The sequence below is a fragment of the Pseudonocardia sp. NPDC046786 genome, from assembly GCF_040645415.1.
GTDB classification, from domain to species: domain Bacteria; phylum Actinomycetota; class Actinomycetes; order Mycobacteriales; family Pseudonocardiaceae; genus Pseudonocardia; species Pseudonocardia kongjuensis.
In genome coordinates, this window is record NZ_JBEYYF010000019.1 from 38417 (window position 1) to 53866 (window position 15450).

The 15450-nt window shown below is 75.4% G+C and carries 13 protein-coding genes; 10 read left to right on the top strand and 3 right to left on the bottom strand.

All coding sequences use genetic code 11. The features are described from left to right. Positions 1-310: 310 nt before the first annotated feature. The 3 genes from ABZ881_RS21835 to ABZ881_RS21845 are packed head-to-tail and all read left to right on the top strand — an operon-like array spanning position 311 to position 2787. Positions 311-1357 (top strand): NAD-dependent epimerase/dehydratase family protein, encoded by a 1047-nt coding sequence (locus tag ABZ881_RS21835; RefSeq protein WP_344027018.1) that lies wholly within the window; start codon positions 311-313, stop codon positions 1355-1357. 58 nt (positions 1358-1415) lie between these two features. Then, positions 1416-2384: a lysophospholipid acyltransferase family protein gene (locus ABZ881_RS21840; RefSeq protein WP_344027020.1), complete on the top strand. Its 969-nt coding sequence runs from the start codon at positions 1416-1418 to the stop codon at positions 2382-2384. Positions 2385-2388: 4 nt separating this feature from the next. Further along, positions 2389-2787, top strand: coding sequence for a DUF5313 family protein (locus ABZ881_RS21845; protein WP_358487174.1), 399 nt, complete (start codon positions 2389-2391; stop codon positions 2785-2787). A 14-nt stretch (positions 2788-2801) separates the two neighbouring features. Here the strand turns inward: ABZ881_RS21845 and ABZ881_RS21850 are convergent, their stop codons facing one another. The 3 genes from ABZ881_RS21850 to ABZ881_RS21860 all read right to left on the bottom strand — a co-directional run bounded on the left by ABZ881_RS21850 (position 2802) and on the right by ABZ881_RS21860 (position 6116). Next, a complete protein-coding gene (locus tag ABZ881_RS21850) occupies positions 2802-3683 on the bottom strand; it encodes an HAD-IB family hydrolase (RefSeq protein ID WP_344027148.1) in 882 nt (293 codons plus the stop codon). Positions 3684-3853: 170 nt separating this feature from the next. Next, on the bottom strand, positions 3854-5296 hold the full coding sequence (locus ABZ881_RS21855; RefSeq protein ID WP_358487176.1) for a DUF5667 domain-containing protein: 1443 nt from the start codon (positions 5294-5296) through the stop codon (positions 3854-3856). Between the two features lie 181 nt (positions 5297-5477). Further along, on the bottom strand, positions 5478-6116 hold the full coding sequence (locus ABZ881_RS21860) for a sigma-70 family RNA polymerase sigma factor (protein WP_344027026.1): 639 nt from the start codon (positions 6114-6116) through the stop codon (positions 5478-5480). Between the two features lie 741 nt (positions 6117-6857). Here ABZ881_RS21860 and ABZ881_RS21865 point away from each other — a divergent pair. The 7 genes from ABZ881_RS21865 (at position 6858) to ABZ881_RS21895 (ending at position 15439) form a co-directional block, all read left to right on the top strand. After that, positions 6858-8423, top strand: a complete 1566-nt coding sequence (locus tag ABZ881_RS21865) for an AMP-binding protein (protein ID WP_358487179.1) — start codon at positions 6858-6860, stop codon at positions 8421-8423. Next, complete coding sequence (locus ABZ881_RS21870; protein ID WP_344027030.1) at positions 8420-8674, top strand: glutaredoxin family protein; 255 nt, start codon at positions 8420-8422, stop codon at positions 8672-8674. Before ABZ881_RS21865 ends, ABZ881_RS21870 begins: the two co-directional genes overlap by 4 nt. A gap of 7 nt (positions 8675-8681) precedes the next feature. Next, on the top strand, positions 8682-10280 hold the full coding sequence (locus ABZ881_RS21875; RefSeq protein ID WP_358487180.1) for a molybdopterin-dependent oxidoreductase: 1599 nt from the start codon (positions 8682-8684) through the stop codon (positions 10278-10280). A gap of 455 nt (positions 10281-10735) precedes the next feature. Further along, positions 10736-11509, top strand: a complete 774-nt coding sequence (locus ABZ881_RS21880) for a redox-sensing transcriptional repressor Rex (RefSeq protein WP_358487181.1) — start codon at positions 10736-10738, stop codon at positions 11507-11509. Further along, positions 11506-12930 carry a glutamyl-tRNA reductase gene (locus ABZ881_RS21885; protein WP_358487183.1) on the top strand — a complete coding sequence of 475 codons (1425 nt, stop codon included), beginning with the start codon at positions 11506-11508 and terminating at the stop codon, positions 12928-12930. Before ABZ881_RS21880 ends, ABZ881_RS21885 begins: the two co-directional genes overlap by 4 nt. Continuing rightward, positions 12927-13901 carry a hydroxymethylbilane synthase gene (gene hemC, locus ABZ881_RS21890; RefSeq protein WP_358487185.1) on the top strand — a complete coding sequence of 325 codons (975 nt, stop codon included), beginning with the start codon at positions 12927-12929 and terminating at the stop codon, positions 13899-13901. The genes ABZ881_RS21885 and hemC overlap by 4 nt, the downstream gene beginning before the upstream one ends. Beyond that, positions 13898-15439 carry a bifunctional uroporphyrinogen-III C-methyltransferase/uroporphyrinogen-III synthase gene (locus ABZ881_RS21895; protein ID WP_358487187.1) on the top strand — a complete coding sequence of 514 codons (1542 nt, stop codon included), beginning with the start codon at positions 13898-13900 and terminating at the stop codon, positions 15437-15439. Before hemC ends, ABZ881_RS21895 begins: the two co-directional genes overlap by 4 nt. Positions 15440-15450: the final 11 nt, after the last annotated feature.

The window sequence follows — 15450 nt, forward strand, 5'->3', positions numbered from 1 at the left end:
CGCCACGGCGGGTGCGCGGCCGGTGTCGTTCGGCGGTGTAATTCACCCACACGTCACGCGTTTCACGTGCGCGGGCGAGTGCCGCGGGTGACGAGTCGGACTACCATCGGCCACTGGCCCGGCGATCGACCGGAGCAGCGACGCCGCTCTCCCGGCCGCGGGGTCCGTGCCCGCGCCGCCCGGCCCCGCCTGGCCCGCCCGCCTGCCCGCGTCGTCCGTCCGCCGCCGTCGTCCCGTGCAGCAGGCACCCATCGTGTCCGCACGCCCACCGCCCAGCCGGCCACGCCGGTCAGGTCCAGGGAGGTCGCCCATGTCCCAGCCGACACCGAACGTCGTGCTGGTCACGGGCGTGAGCGGGTTCCTCGGCGGTCATCTCGCCGCCCGGCTGGCCGCGAACCCGGACATCGACCGGGTGCTCGGCGTCGACACCGTCCCGCCGCCGCGCGACCTGCTGCGCCGGATGGGCCGGGCCGAGTTCGTCCGCGCGGACATCCGCAATCCGCTCATCGCGAAGGTCATCTCCACCGCAGGCGTCGACACCGTCGTGCATGCCTCGCTGTCGGCCAGCCCGGCGTCGTCCGGCGGCCGGGCGACGATGAAGGAGATGAACGTCATCGGCACGATGCAGCTGCTCGCCGCCTGTCAGAAGGCGTCGACGGTGCGCCGGGTCGTGCTGAAGTCGACCACCGCGGTGTACGGGTCCAGCCCGCGCGATCCCGCCGTCTTCGACGAGGCGACCGGGCCGAAGGACCTGCCGTCCGGCGGCTACGCGAAGGACGCCGCGGAGATCGAGGGCTACCTGCGCGGGTTCAGCAGGCGCCGGCCGGACGTCACGACCACGGTGCTGCGGTTCGCGAACTTCATCGGGCCCCGGATCGACACCGTCCTGAGCCGCTACTTCGCGCTCCCCGTGGTGCCGACCGTGCTCGGCTACGACGCCCGGATGCAGCTGCTGCACGAGGAGGACGGCCTGGCGGTGCTGGAGCGGGCGGCGACCCACGAGCTGCCCGGCGTCTACAACGTCGCCGCGCACGGCGTGCTCATGCTGTCGCAGGCGATCCGGCGGGCCGGCAAGATCGCCGTCCCGGTGCCGAGCAGCGCGGTCAGCCCGGTCAGCCGGGTGCTGCGCGGCGCCCGGGTGGTCGACTTCTCGCCCGAGCAGATGCGCTTCCTCAACTTCGGCCGTGTCGTCGACCTGCACCGGCTGATCGACGACTTCGGTTTCGAACCGCGCTGGACCACCACCCAGGCGTTCGACGACTTCGTCCGCGGCAAGGCCCTGCGGCCGGTGCTCGGGCAGGAGCGGATCGCCTCGGTCGAGCGCGGGCTGCTCGGCCTGGCCAGGGCGCTGCGCTGATCGTGTGGGTGGAGCGGACGACGCGCCCGGGCGGCGTGACACGACAGGGGGGAACGGCATGACCGAGGCACGGGTGATCCCGATCCGGGGCGAGCGCGGTCCCGCCCGGCCGGTCCGCGGCGAGGAGCAGGTGCGGCCGGCCGCGGTCCCCCCGGCGCCGGAGACCGACGACGCCGAGGAGCAGCCGGCCTGGGAGGCGGCCCTGGAGCAGGCACTGGACTTCCTGCGCCGCCGCCTCGCCGGGGACTACCAGGTCGACGAGTTCGGGTTCGACGCCGAGCTGACCGACGCGATGGTGCTGCCCGCACTGCGGCCGCTCTACCAGCGCTGGTTCCGGGTGGAGACGATCGGCACCCACCACATCCCGGACACCGGCGGCGCGCTGCTGGTCGCCAATCACTCCGGCACCCTGCCGCTGGACGCGGTGATGACCACCGTCGCGGTGCACGACGACCACCCCGCGCACCGGCACCTGCGCCTGCTGGGCGCCGACCTGATGTTCCGGCTGCCGGTCTCCGGCTCGCTGGCCCGCAAGTCCGGGGCCACCCTGGCCTGCAACCCGGACGCCGAACGCCTGATGCGCTCCGGCGAGGTCGTCGCCGTGTTCCCGGAGGGCTTCAAGGGCATCGGCAAGCCGTTCCGGGACCGCTACAAGCTGCAGCGGTTCGGGCGCGGCGGCTTCGTCTCGGCCGCGCTGCGGACCGGGGTGCCGATCATCCCGTGCTCGATCGTCGGCGCCGAGGAGATCTACCCGAAGATCGGCGACCTGGCCCCGATCGCCCGGCTGTTCGGTGCCCCGTACTTCCCGATCACGCCGACCTTCCCGCTGCTCGGCCCGGCCGGGCTGATCCCGCTGCCGTCCAAGTGGTACATCGAGTTCGGCGAGCCGATCCCGACCGACCGGCACTCCCCGTCCGACGCCGACGACCCGATGCTGGTCTTCAATCTGACCGACCAGGTCCGGGAGACCATCCAGCACACCCTGTACCGGCTGCTGTCCCAGCGCCGGAACGTCTTCCTGGGCTGAGCGGGTGACCGAGCGGCTCCGCCCCGGCCCGCTGCGCTGGCTGCGCTACGCCGCGGGCGGGTCGCTCCCGGCCCGCTACCGGACCTGGGTGCTGCATGACACCACCTGCCGCACCTGGCACCTGCGCCACTTCGTGCGCACCGCGGTGATGCTGACGCTGCTGTCGGTGCCGCTGATGCTGCTGGTCCCCGGGCCGCTGTGGCTGCGGCTGACCGCCGTCCTGCTCGGCTGGCTGGTGTCGCTGCAGTACGCGCTGTTCGTGATGGAGGAGTCGGTGGAGAACCGGGTGGTGAAGGCCGGCTACCCGGCCGGCACGGCGCGGGCCACCCGGGCACGGGCGAGCGCCGGGGAGCGCGCCGAGGCGGCCCGGCGCTACGCACAGCGCTACCGCGGCGGCGGCTGAGCGCGCGCCCGGCCTCAGCGCCTGCGGTAGGCCATCCCGGCGGCGACCGCACCGGCCAGCGCGCCGGCACCCAGCACCGACGGCACCCCGATCCGGGCGGCCTTGCGCCCGGTGCGGAAGTCGCGGATCTGCCAGCTCCGGGCCTTCGCGACGTCGCGCAGCTCCGAGTCCGGGTTCACCGCGACCGCGGTGCCGACGGCCGAGAGCATCGGGACGTCGTTCACCGAGTCCGAGTACGCGGTGCACCGGCGCAGGTCCAGGCCCTCGGACGCGGCCAGCGCGCGGACCGCGTGCGCCTTCGCCGGGCCGTGCAGGATCTCGCCGACCAGGCGTCCGGTGTAGAGCCCGTCCACGGATTCCGCGACGGTGCCCAGCGCGCCGGTCAGGCCGAGCCTGCGGGCGATGATCCGGGCCAGCTCGACCGGGGTGGCGGTGACCAGCCAGACCCGCTGGCCGGCGTCGAGGTGCATCTGGGCCAGCGCCCGGGTGCCCGCCCAGATCCGGTCGGCCATCAGCTCGTCGTAGATCTCCTCGCCGAGCGCGACCACCTCGGCGACCGGCCGGCCGGCGACGAACGACAGCGCGGTGTCCCGGTGCCCGGCGATGCCGCCCTTGTCCTCCCGGCCGCCGACCCGGAACTTGAGCTGCTGCCAGGCGAACCCGGCCAGGTCGGAGGTGGTGAAGAACTTCCGCGCGGCCAGCCCGCGGGCGAAGTGGAAGATCGACGCGCCGACCATCATCGTGTTGTCGACGTCGAAGAACGCGGCCGCGGTCAGATCCGGCGGCGGCGCGTCGGCGTCCGGCGGCTGCTGGTCGGCGCTCTCCGCGGCGACCGCCGCCGCGGCGGACGCCTGGCCGGCCCGCTGGGCCGGATCGAGTGCGGTGGCGCGTTCCAGGACGCCGGGCTCCTCGGCCAGGCCGGTCTCGCCACCGGCACCGGTGTGCTCGACCCGAACCTCGTCGGGAACGGACCCGGGATCACTCACCACGGCGGCCTTCCTGGTACGACGGCGTCACGCGCCCCGCGGTACCCGGGCGCGGCCCCAGCCTACTGGTGCCGGGGAACTCAGCCGATCGTCACCGGGCCGAGGCCGGGCAGCAGCGGCGGGATCGTGATCGGCGGCAGCAGCCGGTCGTCGGACGGGGTCGACGACGAGCTCTCCGACGGCGAGGAACTCGGCGAGCTGCTCGTCGACGGCCCGGACCCGCCGAGCAGTGGCAGCCCGCTGTCCGGCGCGCCGGTGCTGGTCGGCGCCTCGGAGGTGCCGGGGCTCGAGGTCTCCGGGCCGGCCGTCTCCGAGGTCGGGCCCGGGTTCGCCGACGAGCTGCCGCCGTCCGGGGTGGCTGTCGCCGACTGGCGGGACGCGTCCGGAGCGCCGCCGCTGCCGGGCCGGCACTCGCCGGGGACCGGGCCCAGGTCGTCGACCGTGCCGCCGCTGTCGGCGATGCAGCCGCTGTTCGCGCGCAGCGCCTCGGCCCGGGCGAGCACCCGGTCGAGCAGCTGGATCGCCTCGGCCGTCTCCGGCCTGCTCTCCGCGGGCAGCTGCTCCTGCAGGCCGGTGATCCGGCCGGACTGGGCGGCCGCCCAGGTGCGCAGCTCGGCCAGCCGGGCCGCGTCGGAACCCTCGGCGCCGGCCCCGGTCAGCATCAGCCTGCTGCCGGTGCTGGTGGCCCGGTCGAAGTCCTTCATGGCGGCGGCGACCGCGGTCGGCGAGGGCGGCGTCGCCCGGGCGATCAGGTTCTCCAGCTCGTCCACCCGGGAACGGGCCAGATCGAGCTGCCGGTCGGCCTCGGCCTGCTCGCCGACGGTGAAGACCCCGCCGACGCTCTCGCTGGCCCGCTTCACGCCGTACATGGCGTCGCCGGGCAGCGCGTCCCGGCTGACCGTGGAGGTGACCCCGGCGATCACGGCGAGCGCGGCGAACCCGCCGACCACGACGCCGAACCGCTTTCGGATGCTCGGCCGGCGGCGGTCCAGCATCCGCGGCGGCCGGGCCGACTCGTCCCGGCCGGGACCGGCCTCGGCCTCCCGGGCCGGCCCGGGCGCGGCGCCCACGACCTGCTCGGGGTGGTCGGGATGGTGGGTCGGGAGCACGTGCCGGCCGCGGCGCGGCCGCGACTGGCGGGCACCCGGGTCGTCGGACTCCGGCTGGTGCTCCCCCGCCGAGCGGCGGGTGGAGACGGCCTCGTGGTCCAGGTCGTCGGCGATCGGGGGTCCGATCGGGGCGGTCAGGTCCGCGCGGTCCAGCTGGTCCGCGGGGCGGCCGCCGAACGGGGACCCCGGACCGGACTGGTCCGGCCGGCCGATACCCTCCTGCGCCAGCACGTCGAACAGCCGCTGCCGCATCCGGGCCGAGGCGTGCGGATCCGGCGAGAGGTCACGGCGCGAGCGGTCCAGCGCGGCGGAGAGCGCGATCTCGTGCGCCAGCTCCTCCGACGCGGGTGCGCCCGCCGGGGCCCGGTCGAAGTCGTCCCCGCCCCGGTGCCTGTCGTCCCATGCCCTGGGCATGCCGTCCGTCCTCACTGCAGTCTCGCGCTGCTCGTCGGCGCGTTCACGGCGCGCTCGTCTGCACAACGACCGACCGGCGCAGAGGTTACGGACCCCGGACCGTTCACCGCATCGAGTAGTGCGTTCACCGCAGTGATCAGCATCTGCTCTCCCGTCGCGGCTGTTCGGGCCACATGGCCGCTCATCGCAGGCCGTCCGGGAGCAGCTGGGCCAGGCGGCGCACCGCCCGGTGCTGCAGCGCCTTCACAGCGCCCTCGTTGCGGTCCATGAGCTCGGCGGTCTCGGCGACCGAGAGCCCGCGCAGGAAGCGGTACTGGATGCACTCGCGCTGGTCCGGGTTGAGCTTCGCGATCGAGGCCAGCAGCTCGTCGTTGGTCGCCATGTCGAGGACCTGCTGCTCGGGGCCGCTGGTCGCCGGCGAGTGGTCGGCGATCTCCGACGTGGTCTGCTCCAGCCGGTACCGGCTGGACTTCACGTAGTCGAAGATCAGGTTCCGGGCGATGGTGACGAACCAGGCGCCGATGTCGCGGCCCTGGTAGCTGACCGAGGAGATCCGGCGCAGCGCGCGGACGAAGGTCTCCTGGGTGACGTCCTCGGCGAAGGCGCGATCGCCCATCCGGAACAGCACGTAGCGGAAGACGACGTCGTGGTAGCGCTCGTACAGCTCGCCGAACGCGGCGGCGTCGCCGGCCTGGCAGGCCTCGACCAGCGCCCAGGAGCTGTTGGCGTCCTCGACGGCGCGGGCGGCCTCGTCGGCCGGGTCCTGCTCGGGGCGGGGCAGTCCCTGCGAGATCTGCGGCGCCCGGCGCGGCGACGGCATCTCCTGCTCGTTCCGGCCCGGGTGCCCCGGACGGGTGGGGGCGCCGCCCGCGCGGTTGGCGGCCGGCCGGGCCGGGTAGTCGGCGGACCGGGAGTCGTGCGGGGGAGCGTCGAGGGGAGCGGACGCGATCGGCCCCGTCGGTGCGGACGGTGCAGAGGTCGCTGAAGTCACGGACACCTCCCCGTCCGGCTGGGGGCGGACGGCGTCGGGTCGGTCTCGAACGGGATCGGGGGCCCGGTCGGGACGGACGGCTGGGTCGGCTGAACGGACGTGATCGACTGAACGTGGGGGATCGTTCTCGGGGCGTTCTCGGGGGCGGAACAGCCGCTGCGGTCGGATCGGCCGGGTCATGGATCCCGGTGGTCCGGCCGCGGGACGGCCCGGCGGGCGGTGCGGGGCGGGGTGCCCCGGGCCGCACGGCGCGGCAGGCGCAGCGGTGCGCTGGCGACGAGCTGCATGCCACTCCCTCGGGTGAGTCGCGCGACGAACCGGCGGTTCGCGCGTTGAACCTCGTGTAGCGGCGGAGCATAAACGTTGAGGCGGTGGCGCAATGCACTCGCCGCCTTTCACCGCGCCCCGTTCCGTCGAGCGGCCTGTTGGGCGCGGTCAGTGAACTGTTAGCGCAGCGTGTCCGAATCGACACGGTCCGTGTGCACGACGAGCGGTGCCGTTGCCGGGCGGTGCCCGGTGACCGGGTTTTGCCAGACTGGTGATGTCGCGCACCGAGGAGGAAGACGTCCCGTGTCGAGTACCCGCCCCGCCCCCGTCCATGTCGCGGACCTGGTCTCCCGCAACGCCACCGAGCGGCCCGGGCACGACGCCGTCCGCGACCTGTCCGGCAGCTCCCCGCTGACCCTGAGCTGGGCCGCCCTGGACGCGGCGGTCAGCGCGGAGGCGGCTCGGCTGCGGGCGACCGGGGTACGGCCGGGGGACCGGGTGGCCGTCGGCCTGCCGGACGGTGCGGCCTACTGCGTCGCGGTGTTCGGCGCACTGCGCGCGGACGCGGTCGTGGTGCCGTTCGGCACCGGTTCGGTGACCCGCGAGCTGGAGGTCGTGTTCGCCCAGGCGGCCCCGGTGGTGGTCGTCGCGGCGCCCGGGGACCGGGTCGCGCAGGGCTGCGCGGAGGGCTGCGGGGCCCGGCTGCTGCCGCCGCCGGACCCCTCCGCGCCGGCGCCGGACGTCCCGGCCACCGGCGGCGCACCGGCCGATCCGGAGCGGACCGCGGTGATCGTCTTCACCTCGGGGACCACCGGGCGGCCGCGCGGCGTGCAGCTGACCCACCGCGCGCTGCTCGCGAACCGGGCCCAGGCCGCCGAGCTGCGCCCGGCCCCGGTGAACGGGGTCGACCGGGTGCTGCTGGCGCTGCCGCTCTACCACGTCTACGGGTTCGCCGCGGGCCTGCTGCAGGTCTGCTGGGCGGGCTCCACGGTCGTCCTGCCCGGCCGGTTCGACCCGGAGCGGCTGCTGTCGGCCGTCGTCGGGGAACGGGTGAGCGTGATCGCCGGCGTGCCGTCGCTGTTCCGCTCGCTGCTGGACATGCCGGCCGACCGGCTGCGCGCGGCGATGGGTGGGGTCCGGCTGTGCACCTCCGGCGGGGCGCCGCTGCCGCCGTCCTGGCTGGCCGACTTCCGGGCCGCCACCGGCCTGGACCTGCACGAGGGATACGGCCTGTCCGAGGGCGGCCCGGTGATCACGACCAACGAGCTCGGCCGCCCGGCGAAGCCCGGCTCGGTCGGCCGTCCGCTGCCCGGTGTCGAGCTGCGGCTGGTCGACGCCGCCGGCCGCCCGCTCAACGAGCCGGAGCCGGAGCCGGACGACGACGAGATCGATCTCGAGGTCGGCTCCGAGCCCGGCGACGACACCGGGCTGATCTCGCTGCGCGGCCCCAACCTCTTCTCCGGCTACTGGCCGGACGGAGACGGCGGGCCGGACGCCGACGGCTGGTTCACCACCGCCGATGTCGGCTACCTCGACGCCGACGGCGACCTGTTCCTGGTGGACCGCTCGTCGGACCTGGTGATCGTGAACGGGTTCAACGTCTACCCGCGCGAGGTGGAGCAGGTCGTCGCCGAGCTGGACACGGTCGCCGAGGTCGCCGTCGTCGGGGTGCCGGACGACCGCACCGGCGAGGCGGTGAAGGCGGTGGTGGTCGCCGTGCCCGGCGCCGGCCTGACCGTCGAGCAGGTGCACGAGCACTGCGCTGCCCGGCTGGCCCGGTTCAAGCGGCCCGCGGTCGTCGCGTTCGCCGAGGAGCTGCCCCGCACGCCGACCGGCAAGATCGCCCGCCGCACCCTGGCCCGGATGTGAGCGCCCGGGTACGGCTGCTCACCCGGGCCGGTTGCCACCTCTGCGAGGACGCCGCCGAGGTGCTGCGCCGGGTGTGTGCCGAGACCGGCACCGGATGGGACACGGTGGACGTCGACGGCGATCCCGAGCTGCGGGCCGAGTACGGCGACCAGGTCCCGGTGGTCCTGCTCGACGGGCGGGAGCACGACTCCTTCCGGGTCGACGAGGCGCGACTGCGGGCCGACCTGGCGGCCGGACGATCCGCCGGATGAGCCGGGGATGACGGCGGCGGGTCCGGCGCGTCCCGGCCGGCTGCGTGGCGCGGCCGGCGCGCTCGCCGCGGCCGCGCTCGGCGTCGGCGCCGGGCAGCTCGCCGCGCTGGTGACCGGGCCGGGGACCGGGCCGGTGGACGCGGTCGCCGGCCGGGTCGTCGCGCTCTCCCCACCCGCGGTCGCCGAGATCGCGACGGTCGGGACCGGCCTGGGCAACCGGGCCACCGTCGTCACCGGGGTGCTGGTCGTGGCCGCGGCCGCGGTCGCCGCGGCCGGCGCGCTGTCCGGGCGCTCGGACCGGCCCGGGACCGCCGGCCTGGCCGTGCTCGGCCTGCTCGGCGTGCTGGCCGGTGGCACGGCCACCGGCGGCGGGCCGCTGGACGTGCTGCCCGCCGTCGTCGCACTGGTCGTCGCGGTCACGGCCTTCCGCAGGCTGCACCGGCTCGCCGCCCGGATCCCGGCCGGGCCGGTGCTGCCGGACGCCCGCCCGCTGCGCGACTCGCTCACCCGGCGCCGGTTCCTGCGGGCCGCCGGGCTGGCCGGGGCCGGCGGGATCGCCGCCGCGGCGGGCGCCGGTGTGCTCGCGCCCCGGCTGCCGTCCGGCCGGATCGGGCCGGCCCGGGAGGCGCTCACCGCGCGGCTGCGGGCACTCGCCGCCGCGGGCCGGATCCCGCCCGCCCCGCCGGTGCCCGCCGGTGCCGCGTTCCCCGGCGGGACCGCGTTCGCGACGCCGGTCGCCGACTTCTACCGGATCGACACCGCCCTGCGGGTGCCCGCGGTCGATCCGGCCGGCTGGACGCTGCGGGTGCACGGGATGGTCGGCCGCGAGCTGCTGCTGGACCTCGACGACCTGCTGGCCCGCCCGCTCGTCGAACGCTGGGTGACGCTGTCCTGCGTCTCCAACGAGGTCGGCGGCGACCTGGTGTCGACCACCCGGTTCACCGGCGTCGAGCTGGCTCCGCTGCTCGCCGCCGCCGTCCCGGACCCGGCCGCCGACCAGGTGTTCTCGACCTCGGTCGACGGCTGGACGGCGGGCAGCCCGTCGTCGCTGGTGCTGGACCCGGCGGCGGGCGCGCTGCTCGCGGTGGCGATGGACGGCGAGGCACTGCCGGTCGAGCACGGCTTCCCGGTGCGGATCGTGGTGCCCGGGCTCTACGGCTACGTCTCGGCGACCAAGTGGGTCACCGACATCGAGCTCACCACGTTCGCCGCGCGCGCCGACTACTGGCGGGTGCGCGGCTGGGCGCCGCCAGGGCCGACCGAGACGGCCTCCCGGATCGACTCACCGACGCCCTACGCGCGGGTACCGGCCGGCCGGGTGGTCGTCACCGGTGCCGCCTGGGCGGTGCCGCGCGGGATCTCCAGGGTCGAGGTCGGCGTCGGGGACCCGGCGGCGGGCGGCTGGGTGGACGCCGAGCTCGGCCCGGTCCCCGCCGAGGGCGCGACCTGGCGGATGTGGCGGGCCGAGCTGGACCTGCCGGCCGGCGGGCACACGGTCCGGTGCCGGGCGACCGACGACGCCGGGACCGTGCAGACCGGGCAGCGCCGGTCACCGCTGCCGGGCGCCGCGACCGGCTGGCCGGAGCGCCCGGTCACCGCCGTCTGAGGTCCGCCGAGAGCTGTGTCACGCGACCGCCCGGCCGCCCGGGTCCGGGGTGGCACGGCCCTCGACGTGCCCAATCTCGCACGGTGAGCGGTTCGTGCCGGTCGATCACCGGTAGCTCCAGGTCAGCGGTCGCATCCAGCACGATCCGGACCAAGATCGCAACTTTGTGCGGGCCTTCACAAGCGGCTACCGTGGATTTCCGTCGCCCGGCCCGGTGACCTCGCGCCATCGGGCCCGCCCGAGCGCGCACCTTCCGGCCGTCACGCCGGCGGGGCCGTGGTCCGGGCGTGGCGATCGTGCTCCTGGGCCGCAGGGGTGCGGCCAGCACATCCCCGACCGGAGCACGATCAGTTTCGATGACCGACCGTCCGCGGACAACCCCCCGTGCACCGGACGAGCGCCGGAACGCGCCCGCGCCCCGCCCGCCCGAGACCGACGCCGGAGGAGGAAGGCCCGTGAGCCTGCCGCCCGATCCCGGCGTCCCGTCCGTCCCAGAGACCGACGGTGAGCGGCCGGTGCGCCCGGTCCCCGAGGCCACCGTGTCCCGGCTCGCCGTCTACCTGCGGGTGCTCGGCGAGCTGCGCGAGCAGGGCGTCGAGACGGTCTCGTCGGAGGAGCTGGCCGGGGCGTCCGGGGTGAACTCGGCGAAGCTCCGCAAGGACCTGTCCTACCTGGGCTCCTACGGCGTCCGCGGGGTCGGCTACGACGTCGCGTCGCTGCAGGGCCGGCTGCAGGGCGAGCTCGGCATGGACCACCGGCAGTCGGTGGCGCTGGTCGGGGTGGGCAACCTCGGGCACGCGCTCGCCGGGTACGCCGGGTTCGCCGGCCGCGGTTTCCCGGTCAGCGCCCTGTTCGACGTCGAGCCCGACCTGGTGGGCATCGACATCAACGGCATCCGGGTCCGGCACGTCCGCGAGATCCCCGACGTGTGCGCCGCGCACGGCGTGACCATCGGGATGATCGCGACGCCGGGTCCGGCCGCGCAGAACGTCTGCGACCTGCTCGTCGGGGGCGGGGTGCAGTCCATTCTCAACTTCGCTCCGGTACTGCTTCAGGTGCCGGACGACGTCGAGGTCCGCAAGGTCGACCTGTCGGTCGAGCTGCAGGTCCTCGCGTTCCACGTGGCCCGGCGGCACATCGCCGGCGACGTGACGGTCCCGGGGGATCCCCCGGACGGGGCCGTCGGCGCAACGGGCGAGACGAACGGATCGGTGGTGTCCCCGCGATGAGCGTCCTCGTGGTCGGCCTGTCGCACCGCAGCGCGCCGGTCGAGGTGCTGGAGCGCCTCGCGGTGGCGCCGGGCGACGTGCCCAAACTGCTCGAGGAGATGCTCGACCGAACGCACGTCGAGGAGGCGGTTCTCCTCTCGACCTGCAACCGGATCGAGGTCTGTGCGGTCGTGGACGCGTTCCACGGCGGCCTCGGCGACGTCACCGACGTGCTCGGGTCCTATGCCGGGTTCCCGATCGGCGAGCTCTCCGACCATCTCTTCGTGCACTACGCCGGATCGGCCGTCCAGCACCTGTTCCAGCTGGCCGCCGGACTGGACTCGATGGTGGTCGGGGAGTCGCAGATCCTCGGCCAGCTGCGCGGCGCCTACGCCACCGCCGACGAGTCGGGCTCGGTCGGCAAGGTGCTGCACGAGCTGGTGCAGCAGGCGTTGCGGGTCGGGAAGCGGGTGCACGCCGGCACCGGGATCGACGAGGCGGGGGCCTCGATCGTCTCCGAGGCGCTGCGGGACGCCGATCGCGAGCTCGGCGGCGCCGGCCTGGACGGGGCGCGCGCCGTCGTCGTCGGGGCGGGTGCGATGGGCGCGCTGGCCGCGGCGCACCTGCGGCGCGCCGGGGCGTCCGAGATCGTCGTGCTGAACCGCTCGGTCGAGCGCGGCGAGCGGCTCGCGGAGAAGGTCCGCGAGCAGGGCACCGCCGCGCGCACCGGCCCGCTGGACTCGATGGCCGCCGAGCTGCGCGACGCGGACCTGCTGCTGGCCTGTACCGGGGCGATCGGGCACGTGGTGCACACCGCCCCGGTCGCCGACGCGCTGTCCGCCGGTCGGGGGCGGCCGCTGGTCGTGTGTGACCTGGGCCTCCCGCGCGACGTCGATCCCGCGGTGGGCGAGCTGCCCGGCGTCCGGATGGTCGACCTGACCACCCTGCAGCGGCGACTGCTCGACGTCACCGACGACGCCGCGGGCGGCTCGATCGCGCTGGCCCACCGGATGGTCGAGGAGGAGGCCCAGCAGTACCTGGCCGGGCAGCGCTCGGCCGAGGTGACCCCGACCGTCACCGCGCTGCGCCGGCGCGCCTCCGAGGTCGTCGACGCCGAGCTGCTGCGCCTGGACTCCCGGCTGCCAGATCTCGACGGCCGGGTCCGCGAGGAGCTCTCGAGGACCGTCCGGCGGGTCGTGGACAAGCTGCTGCACACGCCGACGGTGCAGGTCAAACGGCTGGCCGAGGGGCCGGACGGGGACAGCTACGCGGCCGCGCTGCGCACCCTGTTCGAGCTCGACCCGCAGGCCGCCGCCGCCGTTGCGGCGCCGGTCCGCGGCACCGACGCGACCGTCGACGGCACCGACGTGACGGCCGCGCTGAACGCCCCGCTCGACCGCACGCCGTCGATCGGGTCCCGTCCCCCGGAGCAGATCTCGTGAGCGTTCTGAAGATCGGGACGCGCCCGTCGAAGCTGGCGGTCGCGCAGTCCACCGCGATCGCCGACCGGCTGATCGCGGCCGGTCAGCCCTGCGAGCTGGTCACGATCTCCACCAGCGGTGACCGCTCGATGGCGCCGGTGACCCAGCTCGGGGTCGGGGTGTTCGTGTCGGCGCTGCGGGACGCGCTGACCGCCGGCGAGATCGACGTCGCCGTGCACTCGTTCAAGGATCTTCCCACCGCGCAGCCGCCGGGTCTGCGGATCGCCGCCGTCCCGCGGCGCGAGGACGTGCGGGACGCGCTGGTCACCAACGGGCGGGTGCTCGGCGAGCTGGGCCGCGGCGCCCGGGTCGGCACCGGCTCCCCGCGCCGGGGCGTGCAGCTGTACGCGCTGGGGCAGGGCCTGGAGGTGCTGCCGATCCGGGGCAACGTCGACACCCGGATCGGGAAGGTCCGTTCCGGCGAGCTGGACGCGGTGGTCGTGGCCGCGGCCGGGCTGCGCCGGCTGGGTCGCATCGGCGAGGCGGACGAGCTGATCGACCCGCTGCAGATGCTGCCCGCCCCCGCCCAGGGCGCGCTCGCGGTCGAGTGTCGGGAGGGCGACACCGAGCTGGTGGCGACGCTGCAGGCCGTGCTCGACGACCCGGGCGTGCGGGTCGCCGTCGCCGCCGAGCGCGCCGTCCTGGCCACCCTGGAGGCCGGCTGCCACGTTCCGGTCGGTGCGCTCGCCGACGTCGTCTCCGACCTGGACGACGACGGGCGCGCGGTGGACCGGCTGTCGCTGCGCGGCGTGCTGGGGCTGGGGGACATCGCGGAGGGCGCTGTGGTGCGCGCCTCCGCCACCGGAGAGATGGACGACGCCGAGAAGCTCGGGGCCGCGGTCGCGCACGAGCTTCTCGACCTGGGAGCCGAGGACCTGCCCCCCGCGGGCCTCGAGGGCCCCGCCAACCGCTGGATCGGGAGTACGGAATGACAGGACAGGCCAACACCTCGGGGCGGATCGCCTTCGTGGGCAGCGGACCGGGAGACCCGGCACTGCTCACCGTGCGCGCCAGGGACGTGCTCGCCGGCTCGCCGCTGGTGATCACCGATCCGGACGTGCCGGAGGGCATACTCGCGCTTGCCGCCGACGGCGCCGAGGTACGCCCGGCGATCGGCCAGCCCGCCGACATCGCGAGCGACCTGCTGGCCGAGGCCGGTCAGGGCCGCTCGGTGGCCCGCCTGGTCTCCGGCGATCCGCTCACCAACGACGCGGTCGTCGCCGAGGCGCTCGCCGTGTCGGCCTCCGGGACGGCGTTCGACGTCGTGCCGGGCGTGCCTGCCTCGACCGCGGTGCCGGCCTACGCCGGGGTCGCGCTGGGCTCGGCGCACGTCGAGGCCGACGTGCGGGCGGGCGTCGACTGGGCCGCGCTGGCCGCCAGCCCGGGCCCGGTGGTGCTGCACGCCACCGGCGCGCTGCTGGCCGACGTCGCCGCCGGGCTGTCCGCGCAGGGCGTCCCGGGCGACACCGCGGTCGCGATCACCTCCGGCGGCACCACCTCCACCCAGAAGACGATCTCGTCGTCGGTCGGCAAGCTGGCCGTCGACGGCAGCGACCTGGAGGGCGCGCTGGTGCTGACCGTCGGCGACGCCGCCGGTCGCCGCGGCGAGCTGTCCTGGTGGGAGTCGCGCGCGCTGTACGGCTGGCGGGTGCTGGTGCCGCGGACCAAGGACCAGGCCGGCGTGATGAGCGAGCGGCTGCGGATGCACGGCGCGATCCCGGAGGAGGTGCCGACGATCGCCGTCGAGCCGCCCCGGTCGCCCGCCCAGATGGAGCGCTCGGTCAAGGGCCTGGTCGACGGCCGCTACCAGTGGGTCGTGTTCACCTCCACGAACGCGGTGAAGGCGGTGTGGGAGAAGTTCGCCGAGTTCGGCCTGGACGCCCGCGCGTTCTCCGGTGTCAAGATCGCCTGTGTCGGCCGCTCCACCGCGGAGAAGGTCCGCGAGTTCGGCATCGAGCCGGAGCTGGTCCCGGACATCGACGAGGCCCAGTCGTCCACCTCCGAGGGGCTACTGGAGATCTTCCCGCCGCACGACGACGTGCTCGACCCGGTCGACCGGGTGCTGCTGCCGCGCGCCGACATCGCCACCGAGACGCTGTCCGCCGGGCTGCAGGAGCGCGGCTGGGAGGTCGACGACGTGACGGCCTACCGGACCGTCCGTGCGGCCCCGCCGCCCGCGCCGATCCGGGAGGCGATCAAGACCGGCGGGTTCGACGCCGTCTGCTTCACCTCGTCGTCGACGGTGCGGAACCTGGTCGGCATCGCCGGCAAGCCGCACGCCAGGACGCTGGTCGCCTGCATCGGCCCGGCCACCGCGGAGACGGCCCGCGAGTTCGGCCTGCGGGTGGACGTGCAGCCGGAGGAGGCCCGGGTGCCGACCCTGGTCGACGCGCTGGCGAGCCACACCGCGAAGCTGCGCGCGGAGGGGAACCTGCCGCCGCCGAAGAAGGTCAAGGCGCGCCGCCGCTGAGCGGCGTGGTC